This is a genomic window from Lentzea sp. NEAU-D7 (assembly GCF_026242055.1).
GTDB lineage: Bacteria > Actinomycetota > Actinomycetes > Mycobacteriales > Pseudonocardiaceae > Lentzea.
Genome location: NZ_JAPJDL010000040.1, coordinates 33,232 through 56,215, shown reverse-complemented (window position 1 = coordinate 56,215; position 22,984 = coordinate 33,232). Strand labels below are relative to the sequence as shown.

Genomic DNA, 22,984 nt, shown 5'->3' with positions numbered 1-22,984 from the left:
GCGGCGGCCAGCGGCGGCGGCGGCCAGCGGCGGCGGCCAGCGGCGGCGGCGGCCAGCGGCGGCGGCGGCCAGCGGCGGCGGCCGCCAGAGGCGATGAACACACCGAAGGCCGCCTCCACCAACGCCGCCTCCTCCACCCGGCGTGGCCTCTACCTGACGCGGCCTCTGCCTGACGCGGTGCGCGTCCGAGTCCCGGCCCGACACGGCACCCGCCTCGCACCGTCCCACCGAAGCACCGCGTCAGCCCGACCGCGGCCCGGCAACGCGTTGCCCGCCCGAGGCCATCCAACGCAGCCGCTGCCCCCGAAAGCCGCCCCACGCAACCCCTTCCGCGCCCAACGCAGTCCTCCAAATGGCGTCCGCCCCCACCGCCGCCACCCCTCGCCTGACGCGCCCGCCCACCCGACGCCCTCCCCGCAACTCACCACGACCCGCTCGACGCGGTGCGTGCCGGGAGCAGCACGCACTGTTAACCCATCGGTCATATTTCCGGGAACGCTCCCAGGTTTCAAAACTGTGACCTGAGCCATGAACGACGAGGTCACCCGGTCGAGCGACGACGAAACCCGCTGGCACTGGCCGAAGTGTGTCTTGACACACGTTCGAAGCCGGGACGACACTCCTCGACGTCTGGGAGCGCTCCCAGAACCCGCCGCCGAGACCAGAGGAGTTCTCCCGTGCGACACCGTTGGATCAGCGTGCTGATCTGTGCCGCCGTGTCCGCCGCCGCCACGACAGCGTGCGGGACAGGTGGGGCCAGTCAGACCGCGGACGGCAAGACCGAGCTGACGATCGCCACGTTCAACGAGTTCGGCTATGAAGAGCTGTTCAAGGAGTACGAGGCGGCTCACCCGGACGTCAAGATCACGCAGCGCAAGACCGGTCAGGGCCAGCCCCACCACCAGAACCTGTTCACCAAGCTGGGCGCGGGTTCCGGCCTCGCGGACATCGAGGGCGTCGAAGAGGGTTACCTCAGCCAGGTGATGTCGAAGGCCTCCCAGTTCAACGATCTCAAGGAGATCGGCCCGAAGGTCGAGGACGGGCGCTGGCTGGACTGGAAGACCCAGGCGATGACCACCAAGGACGGCAAGCTCATCGGCTACGGCACCGACATCGGTCCGCTGGCCATGTGCTACCGCAAGGACCTGTTCCAGCAGGCCGGTCTGCCGTCCGACCCCGAGGGCGTCAAGGCGCTCTTCGCCACGTGGGACAGCTACTTCGCCGCCGGTGACCAGTTCGTCGCCAAGGTTCCGGGCGTCGCGTGGTTCGACAGCGCCGCGCAGGTCTACAACGCCATGCACAACCAGCTCGAGACCGGCTACTACGACAAGTCGGACAAGCTGGTCGTCGACACCAACGCCGACATCAAGTCCAACTGGACCGCGGTGACCGGCGCCGTCGCGAAGGGACAGTCGGCTCGCCTCGGTGCGTTCAGCAACGAGTGGAACACCGGCTTCAAGCTCGGCAAGTTCGCCACCAAGACCTGCCCGTCGTGGATGCTCGGCGTGGTCGAGACGCAGGCCGGCCCCGAGAACAAGGACAAGTGGGCGGTCACCGACGCGTTCCCGAACGGTGGCGGCAACTGGGGTGGCTCGTACCTGAGCGTGCCGAAGCAGAGCAAGAACGCGAAGAAGGCCGCCGAGCTCGCCGCCTGGCTGACCGCGCCGGAGCAGCAGATCAAGGCGTTCAAGGCCAAGGGCACCTTCCCCAGCCAGGTCAAGGCCCTCGAGGCGCCTGAGCTGCTGGAGCAGACCAACGCCTACTTCGGCAACGTCAAGGCCGGCGCGCTGTTCGCCACGCAGGCCAAGAAGATCAAGGCCGCTCAGTACAAGGGCCCGGCCGACGGCCAGATCCAGGAGACGGTCTTCAGCCCGGCACTGCAGTCGGTCGAGCAGGGCAAGAACGCTGACGAGGCGTGGACGACCGCCGTCGAAGGCGCCAAGAAGGCGGCCAAGTAGTGACCGCCACTCTCTCCAAGGTTGACCGCGGGCGAGTTCAGGAGACTCGCCCGCGGCCTCCGCGGCGGTACCGGCTGTCCAACCTGGACACCAAGGTGTCGCCGTACCTGTTCGTCGCACCGTTCTTCGTGCTCTTCGGGGCGATCGGCTTGTTCCCGCTGCTCTACACTGCCTACGTCTCCCTGTTCGACTGGGAGGTCGGTGCCGACGAGCCGCTGTTCATCGGTCTGGAGAACTACCGGACGCTGTTCGAGGACGACCAGTTCTGGAACGCGCTCTTCAACACCTTCAGCATCTTCCTGCTCTCGAGCGCGCCGCAGATCGTCGTCGCGGTGGTGATCGCGGCGCTGCTGAACGCGAACCTGCGGGCCCGCACCGGCTGGCGGATGGGCGTGCTGCTCCCCTACGTGGCGAGCCTCGTGGCGTTGACGATCATCTTCGGCAACCTGTTCGGACCGCAGTACGGCCTGGTGAACGACGTGCTCGGGCTCGTCGGCATCGACCCGATCGACTGGCAGGCCAGCACGTTCGGCAGTCACGTCGCCATCGCGTCGATGGTCAACTGGCGGTGGACCGGCTACAACGCGCTGATCATCCTCGCCGCGATGCAGGCGATCCCCCGTGACGTCTACGAGGCGGCACTGGTGGACGGCGCGAGCGCGCTGCGGCGGTTCTTCAGCATCACGCTCCCGATGCTGAAGCCGACGCTGATCTTCGTGGTCGTCACCTCGACCATCGGCGGCCTGCAGATCTTCACCGAGCCGAAGCTGTTCGAGCCGTCCGGCGGCAGCGGCGGCGGCACCGAGCACCAGTACCAGACCGTCGTGCTCTACCTGTACCAGTCGGCGTTCCAGGGCCTCGACCTGGGCTACGCCTCCGCGATCGCGTGGGTGCTGTTCATGGTCGTCATCGCAGTCGCCGCCCTCAACTTCTTCCTCACCAGGAGGGCCGTGCGATGACGAAACGACCGTCCTTCGCGATCTACGGAATCCTCGCCGCGTTCGTGCTCGGTTCCGCTTTTCCCTTCTACTGGTCGTTCCTGGTCGCGAGCCGCGACAACTCGGTGCTGACAGGCGACTTCACGCTGATCCCCGGCGGCAACTTCTTCTCCAACGCGGCACGCGTGTTCGACACCGTGCCGTTCTGGAAGGCGCTGGGCAACAGCTTCCTCGTGTCCGGCACCGTGACGTTCTCGGTGGTGCTGCTCTCGACACTGGCCGGGTTCGCCTTCGCCAAGCTGCGCTTCCGCGGCAGGGGCGTGCTGTTCCTGTTCGTGGTGGCGACGCTGGCGGTGCCGACCCAGCTCGGGATCATCCCGCTGTACATGGCGATGGCCGAGTTCGGCTGGGCCGGCGAGCTCGAAGCCGTGATCGTGCCGAACCTCGTCACCGCGTTCGGCGTGTTCTGGATGCGGCAGTACCTGCTCGACGCCATTCCCGACGAACTCGTCGAGGCCGCGCGGATGGACGGCTGCAGCCTGTGGCGTGCGTTCTGGCACGTCGCCCTGCCCGCCGCCCGGCCGGCCGCCGCGATGCTGGGCGTGTTCACGTTCATGCAGTCCTGGAACGACTTCCTGTGGCCGTTGGTCGTGCTCAACGCCGACAACCCGACGCTGCAGGTCGCGCTGGAGAAGCTGCAAAGCGGTTACTACGTCGACTACTCGCTCGTCCTCGCCGGAACCACGCTCGCGACGGTTCCGGTGCTCATCGTCTTCCTCGTGCTCGGGCGGCAGATCGTCGCCGGTGTGATGCAGGGCGCCGTCAAGGGGTGAAAATGGAGAACATTGTTTTCCCGCAGGGTTTTCTGTGGGGAGCCGCGACCGCCGCGTTCCAGGTGGAAGGTGCGACCGACGTGGACGGCCGCACAGACTCCATCTGGGACGAGTTCTGCCGTCAGCCCGGCAAGGTGGTGGGCGGCGACTGCGGTGAACCCGCCGCCGACCACTACCGGCGCTTCGAGCAGGACGTCGCCATGATGGCGGACCTGGGACTCAAGGCCTACCGGTTCTCGATCGCCTGGCCGCGCGTGCGGCCGGACGGGGGGAAGGTCAACCAGGCAGGGCTCGACTTCTACCAGAGGTTGATCGACTCGTTGCTGGCGCACGACATCGTGCCGTGGCCGACGCTGTACCACTGGGACCTCCCGCAGAAGCTGGAGGAGACCGGCGGCTGGGCGAACCGCGACACCGCCTTCCGGTTCGCCGACTACGCGGCCGCCACGGTCGAGGCCCTCGGTGACCGGGTCGGCACCTGGACCACGATGAACGAGCCGTGGTGCTCGGCGTTCCTCGGCTACGCGGGCGGGATCCACGCCCCCGGCCGCACCGAGCCGGCCGCCGCGGTCGCCGCCGTGCACCACCTGCTGCTCGCGCACGGGCTCGCGGCCGACACCATCCGCGCCGCCCAGCCGGACGCCAAGGTGGGCATCACGCTCAACATGTACCCGATCATCCCCGTGGACCCCGGCAACCCGGCGGACCTCGACGTCGCGCGCAGGCTCGACGGGCTGCAGCAGCGGATCTTCCTGGACCCGTTGCTGCGCGGCGAGTACCCGGCCGACATCCTCGCGGACCTCGAGCCGTTCGGGTTCAGCGAGCACATCAAGGACGGCGACCTCGGCGTCATCTCGGGGCCGATGGACATGCTGGGCGTGAACTACTACACCGAGCACTACGTCAGCTCCTCGCCCAACGGCGAGGCCGGTCCGTCGCCGTGGGTCGGCGTGCAGCACGCGTCGTTCCCGCCGCGGGACGCCCCCATGACCGACATGGGCTGGGAGGTCAGGCCGGACGGGCTCACCGCGGTGCTGATGCGGGTGCACCAAGACTACCCGCGGCTTCCGCTGTACATCACGGAGAACGGCGCCGCGTTCCGCGACGACTTCTCCGGCAACGGTGCGATCGACGACGTGGACCGCACCGGTTTCATCGCGTCCCACCTGCGCGCCGCCCACGCGGCGATCGAGGCGGGCGTCGACCTGCGCGGCTACTTCTGCTGGTCGCTGCTGGACAACTTCGAGTGGGCCGAGGGGTACGCGAAGCGGTTCGGCATCGTCCACGTCGACTACGACACGCAGATCCGCACGCCGAAGATGAGTGCGAGGTGGTACAGCAGGGTCGCTCGGGACAACGCGCTGGTCGCCGTCTCATGACGGAAGGCAGGACTCGGCGCCCCGGCCCGCGCATCGAGGAGGTCGCGCGCGTGGCCGGGGTGTCGAAGTCCACCGTCTCCAGGGTGATCAACGGCGAGAAGTACGTGAGCGAGCGTTCGCGCCAGGCGGTGCACCGCGCGATCGCGATGCTCGGGTACAGCCCCAACCACGCCGCGCGCACCCTCGCGGGCAGCAAGGCGAACGCGATCGCGCTGGTGATCTCCGAGCAGGGCAGCCGGGTCCTCGCCGACCCGTTCTTCGCCGGAGTGCTGCGCGGGGTGCACGCGGAGCTCGCGGGACGGCACGTCCAGCTCCTGCTGATGATGAACCAGCCGCTCGACGGTGAGGACCAGATCGCGTACCTCACCGGCGGGCACGTCGACGGTGCCCTCGTCGTGAGCCTGCACGGCGAGGACCCGTTGCCGAGGACGTTGCACGAGACGGGGCTGCCCATCGTGGTGGGCGGCCGCCCGCTCGCGGGCGGCTCCGTCCCGTTCGTCGACGCGGACAACTTCAACGGCGCGCTCGGCGCCGTCCGCTTCCTCATCTCCCTGGGCCGCGAGAAGATCGCCACGATCGCCGGGCCTGTCGACATGGCGGTGGGCATGGACCGCCTGAGCGGCTGGCGGTGCGGGCTCGCGGAGCACGGCATGGGCGTGGAGCTCGTGGTGCACAGCGACTTCACGCCCGACAGCGGGGCTCTCGCGATGGAGGAGCTGCTGCGCAGGGCACCCGATCTCGACGCGGTCTTCGTGGCGGCGGACATCATGGCGCTGGGCGCCTTGCGGGTGCTCCAGGCGCGCGGCTACCGCATCCCCGACGACGTGGCGGTGGTGGGGTTCGACGACTCCGTGCTCGCGTCGACGGCCGTCCCGCCGCTCACCACCGTGCGGCAGGACGTGGAGGGGTTCGGCCGGACCCTGACCTGGCGGCTGCTCGCCGAGCTGGCCGGCGAGGAGAAGCTGCCGCAGTCCATGCTGCTGCCCACGTCCCTGGTGCGCCGCTCCAGCGCGTGATCCTGCTTGCCCGCCAACGGTTCGATCGCCCTCCCGTCGAATCGACTCGAACCATTCGACGCGGAAGCAATTCCTCCCGGGCCTGAACCACGGTCAGGACCACGCCGTATTACGACATGCGAGTGGGAGAGAGCGGGGGTTGCGGATGCAGGTGGGCCGATTCTTCGACGAGTCACCGGACGAGGGTCCGGAGCTGCCGGACACGGCGGTGCTGCGCGTGCTGTGGATGACCGCGCAGGGGATGGTGTGGCCGTGGCTGCTGCAGAGCATGTGCCGGCGCGACGCCATCGAGCACGCCCTGCAGAGCGAGCTGATCTGGGCGCCGGTCGGCGACCACCTCGGCTACCACATCACGGACGCGGGGCGCCGGCGCATCATGGACTGGTACCAGGAGAACCGCCCCGGCACCCAGGACGACTCCGCGCACTGGCGCGCCGTCACGATGCGCTGATGTCCTTCGGTCGCGGTGCGGCCGAAGGACATCAGCGTCGTGTGGTCAGACGGTGGCGGCGGCCCGGGCGGCGAGGCCCTCGACCACACCGGACAGCTTCTCGGTGACCTCGGGGTCGTCGACCGGGTGGAGGTCGGCGAAGCGCACCACCGACGCGGGGATCGAGAGGGTCAGGTCCTCGGCGACCGCGCCACCGGCGATCTTGACGGCCTTGCGGGCCTCGTCCTGCGCCCACACGCCGCCGTACTGGCCGAACGCGGTGCCCACGACGGCGACCGGCTTGCCGGACAGGGCACCCGCGCCGTAGGGGCGGGACAGCCAGTCGATGGCGTTCTTCAGCACGGCGGGGATGGTGCCGTTGTACTCCGGCGACACCAGGAGCAGGGCGTCCGCCTCGGCGGCGGCCTCCCGCAGCCGGGTGGCGGAGGCGGGCACGGTGCCCTCGGCGTCGATGTCCTCGTTGTAGAACGGCACGGTGTCCAGGCCCTCGAACAGGCCGACCTCGACGTGCTCGGGCGCGATCTGGACCGCCGCCTCGGCGAGCCTGCGGTTGTGCGATCCCGAACGGAGGCTGCCGACGAGCGTGAGGATGCGGACGGCCATGACGTGACTCCCAGTGGTTCGGTGTGGTCGGGCGACTACCCACGCTAAACGGAACGCGGCCCGTTTATCTTCCGGATACGCTGCCCGAGGTGATCGACAGCACAGCCCTGCCCCTCGCCACCGCGGAGCCGCACCTGCGCGCGGACGCCGTGCGCAACCGGGCGTTGCTGCTGGAGGCCGCCGCCCGGCTGGCGGCACGGCGGGGTGCGGCGGCGATCACGATGGAGGCCGTCGCCGCCGAGGCCGGGGTCGGCAAGGGCACGGTGTCGCGGCGCTTCGGTGACCGCAACGGCCTGATCCAGGCCCTGCTGGACCGCTCGGAGAGCCTGTTCCAGGAGGCGTTCCTCACCGGAGGGCCACCGCTCGGGCCCGAGGCCGACCCGGCCACGAGGCTCAGGGCGTTCGGCCCGGCCCTGCTGCGCCACGAGCACGCCGACCTGGAGCTCTACCTGGCGGCCGAGCCGTCACCGGGCCGCCGGTTCGCGGTCCCCGCCCGGCAGCTGCGCCACCGGCACGTCGCCGTGCTGGTGCGCGCGCTCCTGCCCGGCGCCGACGCCGACCTGCTCGCCCACACCCTGCTGGCGTCGGTGGACGTCGTGCTGACCGACCACCTCGTGCGCGGCCGGGGCATGCCGCTGGCACGGGTGGAGGCCGCGTGGCTCGACCTGGTGGACCGGCTCCTGTCCTGAGCGCTACCGCTCCAGGCGGCTGGGATCCCCGACGTCGCTGCGGCGGACCAGCCAGGCCTCGGTGATGTGCGTGAACATGGCCTCGGCGGCACCGGCGGGGTCGTGTGCGGCGATCCGTTCGAAGACGAGGCGGTGGCCCGCGTTCGAGGCGGCGCACAGGGCGCGGTCGCTGCGGCCCGTGTAGCGAGCGGTGTTGATCACCTGGCTCTCCAGCGCGCGCACCACTCCCCTGGCGATGCGGTTGCCGGAGGCCCGCATGATCCGGTCGTGGAAGAGCCGGTCCTGCTCCCGGTAGGCGTCCGGGTCGCCGACCAGCCGGTCCATCAGTTCGACGAGGTCGCGCAACGCGGCGACGGTGGCCTCGTCGGCGGTGCGGGCGGCGGCCTGGGCCATGTCCGACTCGAGCAGGCGCCGGGTGACCACCAGGTCGTCGAGCACCGCGAGCGTCTCGTCCTCGGCGACGATCGCCCCCAGGACGAGTTCGTCGAGCACGTTCCACGCCGCCTGCGGGGTGACCTGGGTGCCCGCGCCCTGGCGAACCTGCACCAGACCCTTCTCCTGCAGCACTTTGACCGCTTCGCGGATGACGGTCCTGCTCACCGAGAACGCCTCGCACAGCGCGGGCTCGGGAGGCAGCGACGTCCCGGAGGGGTGGTCGCCGCGCACGATCCGGCTCACGAGCTCGGCGGTCACCGCGCTGGCCAGGCTCGCCGGCCTGCGGACCCAGCCCGGGGCGGCGGCGGGCGGTCTCGCGCCTGGTGCGGTCATCGTTCCTCCGGTCGCGTCCGTGCGGCGAGGGTACTGCAGAACGGGCGATTGACGTAATACGTCATACGACTTACGTTCACGGCACCCCGTCGGGAACGACGCAGCCCGGCGCCCTCTCGGGAAGAGAAGTGAGCCAGCGATGAAGCAGCGCACACTCTTGTCCGCCGCCCTGGTCGTGGGGCTGACGCTGACGGCAGGATGCGGCAGCGCGTCCGGACCGGACTCCACGACCGGCGGCTCCGGCGACAAGCTCGTGGTGTGGGACTGGAAGTCCGGTGACGCCAAGGCCGCCGCCTACGTGGAGAAGGCGAAGGCCGACTTCGCGAAGAAGCACCCCGGTGTGGCCGTCGAGTTCGTGGCGCAGCCGTTCGACCAGTACTACACCCTGCTCGGCGCGGCCATCCAGGCCGGCAAGGGTCCCGACGTCGTGCTCTTCAACGGCGGCGGGCAGATCCGCGACCGGGCCGGCGCGCTCGCCCCGCTCGACTCCTACGTCGCCGACGACCGGCAGCGGCTGGCCGGCTGGGACGCGTTCACCAAGGACGGCAAGGTCTACGCCGCGCCGGTGACCCTGCAGGGACATCCCGTCTACTACAACAAAGACCTTTACCAGAAGGCCGGCCTCGACCCGGACTCCCCGCCGAGGACGTGGGACGACTTCGTCAGGAACTGCGGCGTCATCACCCAGAAGACCGGCGCGAAGTGCCTGGCACAGGGCAACAAGGAGGGCTACGGCATCCAGTTCTTCCTGTCCGCCACGGGATCGGCGGTCCTGACGCCGCAGGAGTACGACGACTGGATCGCCGGGAAGCGGGACTGGTCCTTGGCGAACGTCAAGCGGATCTTCGAGCTGTGGAAGCAGACCGCCGACTCCGGGCTGAACACCGACGGCGCCAACTCCACGGCGATGTTCAACGACGCCTTCGCGCTCTTCAACTCCGGCAAGGCGGCCAACGTCATCGGCCTGATGTCGGACGTCGGGCACTGGAAGGACTTCGCCGAGTTCCTCACCCCGGAGAAGCTCGGCGTGATGCGGGCACCGGTGGTCAACCCCGCGGCGAAGCCGAGCCTGCCCTTCGACGGCGGCATCGGCTACGCGGTCGCGAAGTGGACCGAGGACCCGAAGCTGGCGGCGGACCTGGTGCGGTCACTGACCTCCGCCGACGCGCTGAAGGCGTTCTACGCCGACGGCGGCGCCATCGCGTCCGACTCGACGATCGACGTCTCCTCCGGCGGGCCCGCAGTCAAGGCGATCGTCACGGAGGTGAAGGAGGGCAAGCCCGCTCTGCACGTCGCCCTGTCGTCGAAGACCCTCGACCTGATGGGACGTCTTTCCCAGCAGCTGCTCAGCGGATCGGCCACAGTGGACGACGCGGTGGCGCAGCTGGCCGCCTCCGACAAGACCGGCTGACACCGTGGCGGCACCCACCCTCTCCCCAGTGAGCCCGGCTCCGGCGAGGCCCGCGCGGCCGCGCCGGTCCGGCTCGCGGGCCGAGCGCCTCGCTCCCCTGGTGCTCGTGGCGCCGGCCGTCCTGATCATCGTCGGGCTGCGCCTGTGGCCGCTGGTGCTGGGCGTCAACTTCTCCTTCACCGGAGACGGTGACCGCGACGGGGTCATGGTCGGCCTCGACAACTACGTGACCCTGTTCGCCGATCCCCTGTTTCGCACGGCCCTGCGCAACGTCGGGCTGCTCGTCCTGCTGCTCCCGGTGGCGGTGGCGATCCCGGGGCTCCTCGCCACGTTCATCTACCTGCGCGTGCCGGGACACCGCGTCTACCGCGGCGTCTACTTCTTCCCCGCGGTGCTCTCACCGGTGATCGTCGGCGCGATCTTCACCCTGCTGCTGGCGTTCGACGGACCGCTCAACGGGGTGCTCGGCGGCCTGGGGATCGGCCCGGTGGACTGGCTCGGCGATCCCGGCGTGGCGTTCTTCGTCGTCGTCGCGGTGCACGTCTGGGCGACGTTCGGCATGGCGCTGGTCGTCTTCCTGGCCGGGTTCGCCACGCTCGACCAGTCGCTGCTCGACGCCGCACGGGTGGACGGCGCGTCGTTCGCGCAGACCGTCCGGCACGTGATCGTCCCGAGCCTGCGGCGCACGATCCAGTTCGTCGTCGTCACCACCATGATCGGCATGCTGACCTCGATGTTCGGCCTGCTCTACGTGATGACGAGCGGAGGCCCGGAGGGGTCGACGTACCTGCCCGAGTACTACATCTGGATCCAGCAGGGGCGGTTGAACCAGCCCGCGCTCGCCTCCGCCGCCTCGACCGCGCTGTTCGGGATCATGCTCGTGGTGGGGCTGGCCCAGATCGCGATCCTGCGCCGCGCCGCGGGCGAGGAGGACTGATGCCCGGTACCCGGCCGGCCAGGTGGGTCGCCGCCGTCCCGATGGCGGCACTCGCCCTGGCCACGATCTACCCGCTGGTGTTCACCACCAACGTCGCCATGAAGACCCGCCGCGAGTACGTCCTCGACCGGTTCTCCCCGGCGGACTCGTTCAGCCTCGACAACGTCGTCAAGGCGTGGACGAGCGTCGGGATGTCCCGGTACTTCCTGAACTCCGTGGTCGTCGTGGCGTGCTCGGTCGCGCTGCTGCTGCTGATCGGCTCGATGGCCGGCTTCGCACTGGGACGACTGAGGTTCCGCGGTTCGTCCGCGCTCTTCCTGGGGATCCTCGCGGCGCTGTTCGTGCCGTTCCAGGTGATCATGGTGCCGCTGGCGCGGACGATGGCGGACACCGGTCTCATCGACACCTACCCCGGCCTGGTCCTCGCGTACGTGGCGCAGTTCCTGCCGTTCACGATCTTCCTGCTGACGAGCTACTACGCCACCGTGCCGGCGGAGATCGTCGACGCCGCGCGCATCGACGGGAACTCGGTGTACGGGGTCTACTGGCGGATCATGCTCCCGATCGGCGCGCCCGCGCTGTTGTCGGTCGGCGTGCTCAACGCCCTGTTCTGCTGGAACGACGTGCTCATCGCGTTGCTGATGATGCCGTCCGCGGAGCACCGCACTCTCATGGTCGGTGTCACATCGCTGCGCGGGCAGTACTCCGACGACATCCCCACGTTCGCCGCGGGCGTGCTGATCGCCGCGGTTCCCGTCCTCGTCGTCTACCTGTTCCTGCAACGCCAGATCGCCGACGGTGTCACCGCCGGGTCCACGAAGGGCTGACATGCGCATCACTGGCTACCGGACGCTCACCACGGTCCAGGACTGGGGGCGTCCGGTCGGCGACGCCAACGGCGTGGTCCCCGACGGCCTCGTCCGCGTCCCGATCGTCGTCGTGGAGACCGACGCGGGCCTCACCGGCGTCGGACTCGGCCCGCACGTGGAGATCGAGGCCGTCTTCGCCGCCGTCGAGGGCGAGGACCCGCGTGGCGTCACGGCCCTGTACGACCGGATGCTGCGGCGGGTGTTCAAGGCCGGCCACGCCGGTGCGGTGTTCGGCACCATCGGAGCCCTCGACAGCGCGCTCTGGGACATCAAGGCCCAGGCGGCGGGCGAGCCGCTGTGGCGGCTGCTAGGCGGCCGCGACCGCCGCGTGCCCGCCTACGCCTCGGCGCTGGACATCGCGCTGACCGACGACGAGCTCGTCGCGGTGTACCAGGCCTACGCCGACCGGGGGCTGCGCGCGGCGAAGATCAAGGGCGGCCTCGACGTGGACCGCGACCGGCGCCGGCTCGCCCTCGTCCGGGACGTCCTGACCGAGGCGGGCGGCGGTGCGCGGCCGAGCCTCATGCTCGACGTCAACGAGACCTGGACGCGCAAGCAGGCGGTCCGCTACGTCACCGAGCTCGAGAGGACGTTCGACCTCACGTGGGTCGAGGAGCCCGTCCGGCGCTGGGACGTGGAGGGCCACGCGGCGGTGGGCCGCGGGATCCGCGCCTCCGTCGCCACCGGCGAGAACCTCACCGGGCTCGAGCAGCACCGCCCGCTCATGGCGGCGGGCGCCGTCGACGTCGTGCAGACGGCCGGTGTCTGGGGCATCACCCACTTCCTCCGGGTCGCCACCCTCGCGCACGCCCACGACCTGCCCGTGAGCCCCATCGGCACCAGCCCGATCGGCCTGCTGCACGCCGCCACGTCGGTGCCCAACCACCTGGTCAGCGAACTGCAGGACCTGCGGCCCGCGGTGGGCGTCTCACTCGACCTGCACGTCGAGGACGGCGCCTACGTCCTCGGTGACAGCCCAGGACTGGGCGTGCGGCTCGACGAGGAGACCATCGCCGCGTCCAGTCACCTGCTCCCCCACCCGGCGGCCGGTGGCACGCACATCCGGCCCGAGCGGGCCGGTCGGCGCCTGCACGCGGTGGAGGCGGGCGAGGAGAGCGGCAGCCCCGTCCTCAACGCCGGGGTGTAGCGGATCGACGTTCTGTCCACAGTGGAGTCCCGCTGACCGTACCGGCACTTCGAGTCGAATCGACCGTCGAAAGTACGCCGGTGACCGAAAGGGGGCTTGTAGCCGTCGCCGAACTCGGCCTACGGTCGCCCTGGGAGCGCTCCCAGAGCGCCCGTCGACGAGGACGGAGAACCTCACAGCATGAGATCGCAACCCCCACGTCTCCTCGCCGCGACCCTGCTCGCGGTGCTGACGGCGAGCTCACTCCAGGCCGCGGGCGCCGCTGCGGCGGCGGACTACGAACGCGTGCTGAACGGCACGTTCGACAGCGGCGCCGCCGATCCTTGGTGGGCCGGCGCCGGAGTGACCAACCGGGTCACCGGCGGCGAGTTGTGCGCGGCGGTCACCGGCGGCACCACGAACCCGTGGGACGCCCTGATCGGCCAGAACGGAGTTCCGTTCGAGAGCGGCCAGTCCTACACCTTCTCGTTCGACGCCCACGCCACGACGGCGCAGCCGATCACGGCCGCCGCCGGTGAGAGCGTGAGCCCGTACCGCGGGATCGCGAGCCAGCAGTTCACGCTCTCCCCGGCGAAGCAGCGCTTCACCTTCACCTTCACGTCCACATTGGACTTCCCGGACGCGGGCAACGGCCAGGTCGCGTTCCAGCTGGGCGGCCAGCCCGCCGACAACACCATCTGCGTGGACAACGTCTCGGTGATCGGCGGCGTGAAGCCGCCCGGTGGTGTCAACCCCAACCCCACCAGGAAGGTCCAGGTCGACCTGGTCGGGTACGTGCCGGGCCTGCCCAAGCGGGCGACCCTCGTCTCCACGGCGACGACGCCGCAGACGTGGACGCTCAAGAACTCCGCGGGCGCGACGGTGGCCACCGGCCAGAGCACGCCCAAGGGCGCGGACGCCACGTCCGGCGACTCGGTGCACCAGATCGACTTCTCGTCGTTCGACACGGCCGGCACCGGCTACACGCTGTCCGTCGGCGAGGACAGCAGCTTCCCGTTCGACATCTCCGCGGACCCGATCAAGCGGCTGCGCTACGACTCGCTCGCGTTCTTCTACCACCAGCGCAGCGGAACGCCGATCGAGGCGCAGTACGTCGGGGACGAGTACTCGCGTCCCGCCGGGCACGTCAACGTCGCTCCCAACCAGGGTGACGACAACGTGCCGTGCCGCGCCGACCTGGCCTGCGGGTACACGCTCGACGTGCGCGGCGGCTGGTACGACGCGGGTGACCACGGCAAGTACGTGGTCAACGGCGGCATCGCGGCCTGGCAGCTGCTCAACTCCTACGAGCGGGCCACCCGCGTCGGTGACGCGACCGCGTTCCGCGACGGCACGCTCGCCATCCCGGAGAAGAGCAACGGCGTGCCGGACCTCCTCGACGAAGCGCGCTGGGAGGTGGACTTCCTGCTGAAGATGCAGGCACCGGACGGCATGGCGCACCACAAGATCCACGACGCGAACTGGACGGCCCTGCCGACCCGGCCCGAGCTGGACGACCAGCCGCGCCGGCTGTCCGCGACCAGCACCGCCGCGACGCTGAACCTGGCCGCGGTCGCCGCGCAGGCGTCCCGGCTGTGGAAGGGCATCGACGCCACGTACTCGGCGACGCTGCTCGCGGCCGCCCGCAAGGCGTACACGGCGGCCAAGGCGAACCCGGCCAAGATCGCCGACCCGAACGACGGCACCGGCGGTGGCGCCTACAGCGACAGCACCGTGAGCGACGAGTTCTACTGGGCCGCGTCGGAGCTGTACGCGACCACGGGCGACAGCGCCTACCGGACCGACGTCACCGCCTCGCCGCACTACAAGGCGGCAGGCCTGACCAGGGCCGGCTTCTACTGGGGCGGTACGGCGCCGCTGGGTGACATCACGCTCGCCCTGGCGCCCAACGGCCTGCCCGCGGCGGACGTCACGGCGATCAAGTCCGCGTTCGCCACGGTCGCGGACCAGCACCTGACCGCCATGGCGGGCATGGGCTACGCCGCGCCGTACGACAACAGCGTGGACGGGTACGTGTGGGGCTCGAACTCCGCGGTCCTGAACAACGCCCAGGTGCTCGCACTCGCCCACGACTTCACCGGTGCGGCCAAGTACCGCGACGGCGTGTTCGAGGCGCTGCACTACGTCCTCGGCCGCAACCCGCTGAGCACCTCGTACGTGGCGGGCTACGGCGAGCAGGCGATGCGCAACGCGCACCACCGGTTCTGGGCCAACCAGAACGACCCGACCCTGCCGATCGCGCCGCCCGGTTCGCTGTCCGGCGGCCCGAACAGCGCTCTGCAGGACCCGGTGGCGCAGCGCCTGCTCACCGGCTGCCCGCAGCAGAAGTGCTGGGTGGACGACATCGGTGCCTACTCGGTCAACGAGGTGGCGGTGAACTGGAACTCCGCGCTCGCCTGGGTCACGGGCTGGGCGGCGGAGAAGTCCGGGACCACGGCGCCGAAGCCGGACTGCGAGGTCGGCTTCACCGCCGGCCGGTGGACCGACGGCCTGTCGGCGCAGGTGAAGATCACCAACACCGGAACGACCGCGTGGACGTCGTGGAAGCTCGCGTTCGCGTTCCCCGGCACCCAGAAGGTCACCGCCGGGTGGTCGGCCACGTGGACCCAGACCGGGCGCGACGTGACGGCGGCCAGCATGCCGTGGAACGGCCAGGTCGAGCCGGGCAAGTCCGTCCACATCGGGTTCAACGGCTCCGGCACCGGAACCGATCCGACCGCCTTCACCGTCAACGGGAAGGCCTGCAAGATCGCCTGACCGCACCAGGGATGCGCCCGCTGTCACTTCGGTGGCGGCGGGCGCTCGGCGTTTGCGGACGGCCGCACCACCACCGGACCACGCCCGACCCGCGGTCGCAGGCGCGAGGCGCGAGCCGCAGGCGCCCAGGCATCGGTGACCTCTGTGAACATTTGTGGCCTCTGTGAGCGCTAACAGTCACTACCTGCTGTTATCCAGATGAAACTTGACGAGAAAGTTGTTAGCGATAACACTCGCCGCCTACAGCACTGTTGCCTGCCGGTGACATCGAGGAGAAGCAATGAGGCTTGCCAGGATCGCGGCCACCACCGCACTCGCCGTCACCCTCGCCGCCTGTGGTTCGGCGCAGAAGACGGTCGACCAGCAGACCACCTCCAGCGAGGGTGCGCTGGTGGGCGTCACCATGCCGACGCGGTCGTCCGAACGCTGGATCCACGACGGCGACAACATCAAGAAGGCCCTGGAGGGCAAGGGGTACAAGGTCGACCTCCAGTACGCGGAGAACGACATCCCCACCCAGGCCAACCAGATCGAGAACCAGATCACCAAGGGCGCCAAGCTCCTGATCGTCGCCTCGATCGACGGCACGGCGATCACGTCGCAGCTGCAGCAGGCCGCCGACGCCAAGATCCCGGTGATCGCCTACGACCGGCTGATCCGCAAGAGCCCGAACGTCGACTACTACGCGACGTTCGACAACTTCAAGGTCGGTGTGGAGCAGGCGAACTCGCTGCTGGCCGGCCTGAAGACGAAGGGCGAGGGCCCGTTCAACGTCGAGCTGTTCGCCGGGTCGCCGGACGACAACAACGCCACGTTCTTCTTCAACGGCGCCATGTCCGTGCTCCAGCCGCTCATCGACCAGGGCAAGCTCGTCGTGAAGTCGGGTCAGAAGGACTTCAAGACCGTCGCGATCCTGCGCTGGGACCCCGCGACCGCGCAGAAGCGCATGGAGGACCTGCTCACCTCGACCTACGGCGGTGCCAAGGTCGACGGCGTGCTGTCCCCCTACGACGGCATCTCGATCGGCATCCTCTCCGCGCTCAAGAGCGGCGGCTACGGGGCGGCCGGTCAGGCCTACCCGATCGTCACCGGTCAGGACGCCGAGGTCGCCTCGGTGAAGTCGATCATCGCCGGTGAGCAGTACTCCACGATCCACAAGGACACCCGCCTGCTCGCCGACGTCACGGTGAAGATGGCCGACGCGGTGCTCAAGGGCGGCAAGCCCGAGGTGAACAACACCAAGGACTACGACAACGGCAACAAGGTCGTGCCGTCGTTCCTGCTCCAGCCCGTCCCCGTGGACAAGGCGAACTACCAGAAAGAGCTGATCGACTCCGGTTACTACACCGCCGACCAGCTCAGGTAGGTCCCGTGTCCGACGACATCCTGGTGATGCGCGGCATCACCAAGAGGTTCGCGGGAGTCACCGCGCTGCACGAGGTCTCCCTGACCGTGCGGCGCGGTGAGATCCACGCGATCTGCGGTGAGAACGGCGCGGGCAAGTCCACGCTGATGAAGGTGCTGTCCGGGGTGCACCCGCACGGCACGTACGACGGCGACATCCTCTTCGAGGGTGAGCCGTGCGCGTTCGACGGCATTCGCGACAGCGAGCGCCGCGGCATCGTGATCATCCACCAGGAGCTGGCGCTGTGCGGCCAGCTCTCCGTGGCGGAGAACCTGTTCCTGGGCAACGAGAGGTCCCGGCGCGGGTTCATCGACTGGAACCGCACCAACCACGAGGCCCAGGCCCTGCTCGACCGCGTGGGACTGCGGGAGAACCCGACGACCCCGGTGAACGACCTCGGCGTCGGCAAGCAGCAGCTCGTCGAGATCGCCAAGGCGCTGTCCAAGGAGGTCAGCCTCCTGATCCTGGACGAGCCGACGGCCGCGCTGAACGACGACGACTCGCAGCACCTGCTGGACCTGCTCGACGGCCTGCGGAACGAAGGCATCACCTCGGTGATCATCTCCCACAAGCTGGGCGAGGTCATCAAGATCGCCGACACGGTGACGGTGCTGCGCGACGGCAAGACGATCGAGACGTTGCCCGCCGAGGGGCTCAGCGAGGAACGCATCATCTCCGGCATGGTCGGCCGCGACCTGGAACACCGGTTCCCGCCGCGCACGCCCGACATCGGCGAGGAGGTGCTGCGCATCGAGGACTGGACGGTGCACAGCCCCGCCCAGCCGGACCGGGTGGTCGTCGACAACGCCACGCTGTCGTTGCGGCGCGGGGAGATCGTCGGTCTCGCCGGCCTGATGGGCGCGGGCCGCACGGAGCTCGCGATGAGCGTCTTCGGCCGTTCCTACGGCGTCGGCATCTCCGGGCGCGTGGTCAAGGACGGCCAGGAGATCGACACGCGCACCGTGCGCGGCGCGATCCGGCACGGCCTCGCGTACGTGAGCGAGGACCGCAAGAAGTACGGGCTCAACCTGATCGAAGGCGTGCAGCGCAACGTCTCCGCCGCCGCGCTGGACAAGCTCGCGAACCGCGGCTGGGTGAACGAGAACGAGGAGTACACGGTCGCGGAGCGGTTCCGGAGGTCGATGGGCATCAGGACCGCCGCCGTGTCGACGCCGACCGGCACGCTGTCGGGTGGCAACCAGCAGAAGGTCGTGCTGGCGAAGTGGATGTTCACCGACCCGGACGTGCTGATCCTCGACGAACCGACGCGCGGCATCGACGTCGGCGCGAAGTACGAGATCTACTCGATCATCAACGACCTCGCCGCCCAGGGCCGCGCGGTGCTGGTGATCTCCTCGGAGCTGCCGGAGCTCCTCGGCCTGTGCGACCGCGTATATGCCCTGTCGGAAGGCCGCATCACCGGTGAGGTCAGCCGCGAAGAGGCAACGCAGGAACGCTTGATGCAGTACATGACGCGAGGACAGAGCTCATGACCACGAAGATCGCGCCCGCACCCGCCGCCGCCCCGCCCGCGCGGTCGCGGCGGTTCTCGATCAACCTGCGGCAGTCGGGCATCTACGTCGCGTTCGCGCTGATCGTCGTGCTGTTCGCGGTGCTGACCGACGGCGCCCTGCTGCAGCCGCAGAACATCTCGAACATCATCGTGCAGAACTCCTACGTGCTGATCCTCGCGATCGGCATGATCCTGGTGATCATCGGCGGGCACATCGACCTGTCGGTCGGCTCGACGGTGGCGCTGACCGGGGCGATCTGCGCGGTGCTCACCGTCCAATGGGGACTCCCGTGGCCGGTGGCGGTGCTGCTGACCCTGCTCTCGGGCGCGCTGATCGGCGCCGCGCAGGGGTACTGGATCGCGTACTTCGGCATTCCCGCGTTCATCGTCACGCTGGCCGGCATGCTGGTGTTCCGCGCGCTCACGCTGACGACGCTGGGCAACCAGGGCATCGGGCCGTTCCCCGACGAGATCCGGTCGCTGTCGAACGGGTTCACGGGCGGCTACCTCGGCAACATCGGTCTCGGGCCGCTCGGCGGCGCCGACCTGGTGAGCCTGCTCGCCGGTCTCACGTTCGTGGCCGGGTTCGCGTTGTCGCAGTGGCGCAAGCGCGCGGCGCGGCTCGGCTACGACCAGACGGTCGAACCGATGCCGGTGTTCGTCCTCAAGATCGTCGGTGTGGGCGTCGTCGTGATGGCGGTCGTGGTGCAGCTCGCCCGGTTCCGCAACCTGCCGTGGGTGCTGGTGCTGCTCGCGGCGCTCGCGCTCGGCTACTCGCTGATGGCCGGCAACTCCGTGTTCGGACGGCACATCTACTCGATCGGCGGCAACCTGCAGGCCGCCACGCTGTCCGGCGTGAAGGTCAAGGCCGTCACGTTCTGGGTGTTCGTCAACATGGGCGCGCTGGCCGCGCTGGCCGGCGTGATCTTCGCCGGCCGGCTCAACCAGGCGGGACCGACGGCGGGCATGTCGTTCGAGCTGGACGCCATCGCGGCCGCGTTCATCGGTGGCGCCGCGGTCCAGGGCGGTGTCGGCAAGGTCGTCGGCGCCATCACCGGCGGCCTGATCATGGGTGTGATCAACAACGGCATGTCGCTGATCGGCGCGCCCAGTGAACGCGTGATGCTCGTGAAGGGTCTCGTCCTGCTCGCGGCCGTCGCCTACGACGTGTGGACCAAGCGACGCGCCTGAAGTTCCTCCCCTCCCCGGAAGGCGAACAACAACGATGTTGTCCTCCCTGCGCCATTTCGGAGTCGTCGTGGCCGTGACGGCCGCCCTGCTCCCCGTCACGCCGGCCGCCGCCGAACCGCTCGTGCGGACGGCGGCGAACGCCTTGGAAGTCCCGAACATCGACGACGTCCGCGGACACCTGACCCTGCCCACCACGGGAACGAACGGCACGACCATCACGTGGAGGTCGTCCAACGGCGAGGTGATCACGCCGACCGGCGAGGTGAACCGACCACCGGCGGGCGGCAAGCCCACCAAGGTCGTGCTGACGGCGAAGGTGAGCCGCGGGCAGCAGAGCACCACCCGCGCGCTCACCGCCACCGTCGTCCCGTTGCCCGTCGAGGAACCTCTGGCGGGCTACGGCTTCTTCTACTTCACCGGCGAGGGAAGCCCGATCGGTGAGCAGATCTACGCCGCCGCCAGCAACGGGAACAACCCGCTGGACTTCTCCGAGGTCAACGGCGGCCAGCCGGTGCTGAAGTCCAGCCTCGGCGAGCTGGGCGTGCGCGACCCGTTCATCCTGCGCTCCCCCGAGGGCGACAAGTTCTTCCTGCTGGCCACCGACCTGAAGATCAACGGCGGGCGCGGCTGGGACGCGGCGCAGCGCAGCGGCAGCCGGTCGCTCATGGTGTGGGAGTCGACCGACCTGCGGAACTGGTCGCGCCAGCGCAGCGTCGAGGTCTCGCCGCCGACCGCGGGCAACACCTGGGCACCGGAGGCCTTCTGGGACGCCAAGCGCGGCAACTACGTCGTCTACTGGGCGTCGAAGCTCTACGCGGAGAACGATCCCGGCCACACGGGCGACAGCTACAACCGGATGATGTACGCGACCACGCGCGACTTCGTGACGTTCAGCCCGGCGAAGGTGTGGATCGACCCCGGCTACTCGGTCATCGACTCGACGGTCATCGAGCACGAAGGCACCTACTACCGCTACACCAAGGACGAGCGGAACAACTCGTCGTCCTCGCCGTGCAGCAAGTACATCACCGCGGAGAAGTCGGCGGACCTGCTGAACCCGAGGTACGACTTCGTCGCCGAGTGCATCGGCAAGGCCACCCCGACCAGCCCCGGCCTGAGCGCCGGTGAGGGCCCGACCGGGTTCAAGTCCAACACCGAGGACAAGTGGTACCTCTTCATCGACGAGTACGGCGGCCGCGGCTACGTGCCGTTCGAGACGACGGACCTCGCCTCGGGCAAGTGGACGATGTCCACGGGCGCGCGCCTGCCCGCGTCCCCGCGGCACGGCACCGTGCTGCCGGTGACCCAGGCCGAGCTGACCCGGCTCACCGCTCCCCCGGCGCCGGTGAAGGCCGATGCGAAGGGCCTCGTCGCGCACTGGCCGCTCACCGGTTCGGCCGCCGACGCCACCGGTCACGGCTACGACGGCGTGCTCGCGGGCAACGCCGCGTTCTCCGAAGGATCGCTGTCGCTGCGCGGCGGGCACGTCCAGCTGCCGAACAACATGCTGACCGGCGCCCAGGCCGCCACGATCTCCGCCGACGTGCTGGTGGACCCGGCGCAACAGACGCCGTACTTCCTGTACGGCTTCGGCAACACCGCGCCGAACGGCACCGGCGACGGCTACCTGTTCAGCACCGGTGACACCTACCGCGGCGCGATCGCCATCGGCAACTGGACGACCGAGCAGGGCGTGAACTCCGGCCGCGCTCTGCCCCGCGGTGTCTGGAAGAACGTGACGCTCACCGTCGGCGGGGGCGTGGAGGTGCTCTACCTGGACGGTGTCGAGGTGGCACGCAACACCGGCGTCACCGCCAAGCCGTCCGACCTCGGCGGCGGGATCACCGCGGCCAACTACCTCGGCCGGTCGGTCTACGCGGCGGACCGGACGCTGCTCGGCAGGATGAAGGACGTCCGCCTCTACAACCGGGCGCTCTCGGGCACCGAGGTGGCGGCGCTCCCGTTCAACGCCACCCTGATCCGGTCGGTCGCGCACGACTCGCTCAAGGCACCGGCCGTCATCGAACCGGGCAGCGTCGTGCTCCCCGTGCGACCGGGCACCGACCTGCGGCGGGTCCAGCTGGACTTCGGTCTCGCCCCCGGCGCCTCCATCACGCCCAGCGGGCCGGTCGACCTGCGCAAGCCGCGGCAGTTCACCGTCCGGTCGGGCCGCGAGAGTCGGGTGTGGACGGTCGAGGCCCACGAGATGCGCAGCCCCGTGCTGCCGGGCCTCAACGCCGACCCGAACATCGTCGCGTTCGGCGACACGTACTACATCTACGCGACCACGGACGGATTCGACGGCTGGAGCGGCACGAGGTTCTCCGCCTGGTCGTCGAAGAACCTCGTCGACTGGAAGGACGAGGGCGTCATCCTCGACCTCGGTCCGGGCGTGAGCTGGGCGGACCGCAACGCGTGGGCACCGGCGATCGTCGAACGCGACGGCAAGTACTACTTCTACTTCTGCGCCGAGGCCAAGATCGGCGTCGCCGTGAGCGACTCCCCGACCGGCCCGTTCGTCGACTCCGGGCAGCCCCTCGTCGCCCGCAACCCGACCGGCGGCGGCCAGGCCATCGACCCGGCCGTCTTCGTCGACCGCACCGGGCAGGCGTACCTCTACTGGGGCAACGGTGAGGCCTACGTCGTTCCGCTCAACAGTGACATGATCTCCTACGACCCGGCCAAGATCACCCGCCTCACCGGGCTGACGGACTTCCGGGAGGGCCTGTTCATGGTGGAGCGCAGGGGCACGTACTACCTGAGCTGGTCGATCGACGACACCCGCAGCGAGGACTACCGCGTCGCGTACGCGACGGCGCCCAGCCCCACCGGCCCGTTCACGAACCGCGGCCTGATCCTGAGCAAGGACCTGAGGCTCGGGATCAAGGGCACCGGCCACAGCTCGATGCTGCAGGTGCCGGGCACCGACGACTGGTACCTCGTGTACCACCGCTTCGCCATCCCCGGCGGGGACGGCACGCACCGCGAGACCACGATCGACAGGATGAGGTTCGGCCGCGACGGCTCCATCGTCCCGGTCGCACCGACGCTGGAGAGCGTCGCACCACAACGGATCCGGCCGCAGCACTGCCGGGCCCTGATCAACTGATACGAGGAGT

The 22,984-nt window shown here is 69.6% G+C and carries 18 protein-coding genes; 16 read left to right on the top strand and 2 right to left on the bottom strand.

All coding sequences use genetic code 11. The features are described from left to right. Positions 1-677 precede the first annotated feature (677 nt). The 6 genes from ORI60_RS44350 (at position 678) to ORI60_RS44325 (ending at position 6,575) form a co-directional block, all read left to right on the top strand. A complete protein-coding gene (locus tag ORI60_RS44350) occupies positions 678-1,958 on the top strand; it encodes an ABC transporter substrate-binding protein (RefSeq protein ID WP_416234598.1) in 1,281 nt (426 codons plus the stop codon). After that, the gene (locus ORI60_RS44345) at positions 1,958-2,917 is read left to right on the top strand and encodes a carbohydrate ABC transporter permease (protein ID WP_266043999.1); all 960 of its coding nucleotides are present in this window, start codon (positions 1,958-1,960) and stop codon (positions 2,915-2,917) included. Before ORI60_RS44350 ends, ORI60_RS44345 begins: the two co-directional genes overlap by 1 nt. Further along, positions 2,914-3,729, top strand: coding sequence for a carbohydrate ABC transporter permease (locus ORI60_RS44340; RefSeq protein ID WP_266043998.1), 816 nt, complete (start codon positions 2,914-2,916; stop codon positions 3,727-3,729). Before ORI60_RS44345 ends, ORI60_RS44340 begins: the two co-directional genes overlap by 4 nt. Positions 3,730-3,731: 2 nt before the next feature. After that, positions 3,732-5,108 carry a GH1 family beta-glucosidase gene (locus ORI60_RS44335; RefSeq protein ID WP_266043997.1) on the top strand — a complete coding sequence of 459 codons (1,377 nt, stop codon included), beginning with the start codon at positions 3,732-3,734 and terminating at the stop codon, positions 5,106-5,108. Continuing rightward, positions 5,105-6,124 (top strand): LacI family DNA-binding transcriptional regulator, encoded by a 1,020-nt coding sequence (locus ORI60_RS44330; protein WP_266043996.1) that lies wholly within the window; start codon positions 5,105-5,107, stop codon positions 6,122-6,124. The genes ORI60_RS44335 and ORI60_RS44330 overlap by 4 nt, the downstream gene beginning before the upstream one ends. 145 nt (positions 6,125-6,269) lie before the next feature. Then, on the top strand, positions 6,270-6,575 hold the full coding sequence (locus ORI60_RS44325; RefSeq protein ID WP_266043995.1) for a hypothetical protein: 306 nt from the start codon (positions 6,270-6,272) through the stop codon (positions 6,573-6,575). 45 nt (positions 6,576-6,620) lie between these two features. Here the strand turns inward: ORI60_RS44325 and ORI60_RS44320 are convergent, their stop codons facing one another. Continuing rightward, positions 6,621-7,178, bottom strand: coding sequence for an NAD(P)H-dependent oxidoreductase (locus ORI60_RS44320; protein WP_266043994.1), 558 nt, complete (start codon positions 7,176-7,178; stop codon positions 6,621-6,623). A gap of 89 nt (positions 7,179-7,267) precedes the next feature. Between ORI60_RS44320 and ORI60_RS44315 the strand changes: the two genes are divergently transcribed. Continuing rightward, positions 7,268-7,867: a TetR/AcrR family transcriptional regulator gene (locus ORI60_RS44315; protein WP_266043993.1), complete on the top strand. Its 600-nt coding sequence runs from the start codon at positions 7,268-7,270 to the stop codon at positions 7,865-7,867. 3 nt (positions 7,868-7,870) lie between these two features. Here ORI60_RS44315 and ORI60_RS44310 read toward each other — a convergent pair whose 3' ends face one another. Then, entirely contained in the window at positions 7,871-8,635 is a 765-nt protein-coding gene (locus ORI60_RS44310; protein ID WP_266043992.1) for a FadR/GntR family transcriptional regulator, read from the bottom strand. A gap of 139 nt (positions 8,636-8,774) precedes the next feature. Here ORI60_RS44310 and ORI60_RS44305 point away from each other — a divergent pair, with 139 nt between their 5' ends. The 9 genes from ORI60_RS44305 (at position 8,775) to ORI60_RS44265 (ending at position 22,974) form a co-directional block, all read left to right on the top strand. Beyond that, a complete protein-coding gene (locus tag ORI60_RS44305; protein ID WP_266043991.1) occupies positions 8,775-10,046 on the top strand; it encodes an ABC transporter substrate-binding protein in 1,272 nt (423 codons plus the stop codon). A 28-nt stretch (positions 10,047-10,074) separates the two neighbouring features. Further along, the gene (locus tag ORI60_RS44300) at positions 10,075-10,983 is read left to right on the top strand and encodes a carbohydrate ABC transporter permease (RefSeq protein ID WP_266043990.1); all 909 of its coding nucleotides are present in this window, start codon (positions 10,075-10,077) and stop codon (positions 10,981-10,983) included. Then, a complete protein-coding gene (locus ORI60_RS44295; RefSeq protein ID WP_266043989.1) occupies positions 10,983-11,810 on the top strand; it encodes a carbohydrate ABC transporter permease in 828 nt (275 codons plus the stop codon). The genes ORI60_RS44300 and ORI60_RS44295 overlap by 1 nt, the downstream gene beginning before the upstream one ends. 1 nt (position 11,811) lies before the next feature. Next, on the top strand, positions 11,812-12,999 hold the full coding sequence (locus ORI60_RS44290) for a mandelate racemase/muconate lactonizing enzyme family protein (RefSeq protein ID WP_266043988.1): 1,188 nt from the start codon (positions 11,812-11,814) through the stop codon (positions 12,997-12,999). Between the two features lie 180 nt (positions 13,000-13,179). Next, positions 13,180-15,756, top strand: a complete 2,577-nt coding sequence (locus ORI60_RS44285; protein WP_266043987.1) for a glycoside hydrolase family 9 protein — start codon at positions 13,180-13,182, stop codon at positions 15,754-15,756. 280 nt (positions 15,757-16,036) lie between these two features. Then, positions 16,037-17,122, top strand: coding sequence for a multiple monosaccharide ABC transporter substrate-binding protein (chvE, locus tag ORI60_RS44280; protein WP_266043986.1), 1,086 nt, complete (start codon positions 16,037-16,039; stop codon positions 17,120-17,122). 26 nt (positions 17,123-17,148) lie between these two features. After that, positions 17,149-18,654 carry a multiple monosaccharide ABC transporter ATP-binding protein gene (gene mmsA / locus ORI60_RS44275; RefSeq protein WP_323056010.1) on the top strand — a complete coding sequence of 502 codons (1,506 nt, stop codon included), beginning with the start codon at positions 17,149-17,151 and terminating at the stop codon, positions 18,652-18,654. Continuing rightward, a complete protein-coding gene (mmsB, locus tag ORI60_RS44270) occupies positions 18,651-19,865 on the top strand; it encodes a multiple monosaccharide ABC transporter permease (protein WP_266043984.1) in 1,215 nt (404 codons plus the stop codon). The genes mmsA and mmsB overlap by 4 nt, the downstream gene beginning before the upstream one ends. A 34-nt stretch (positions 19,866-19,899) precedes the next feature. Further along, a complete protein-coding gene (locus ORI60_RS44265) occupies positions 19,900-22,974 on the top strand; it encodes a family 43 glycosylhydrolase (protein ID WP_266043983.1) in 3,075 nt (1,024 codons plus the stop codon). Positions 22,975-22,984: the final 10 nt, after the last annotated feature.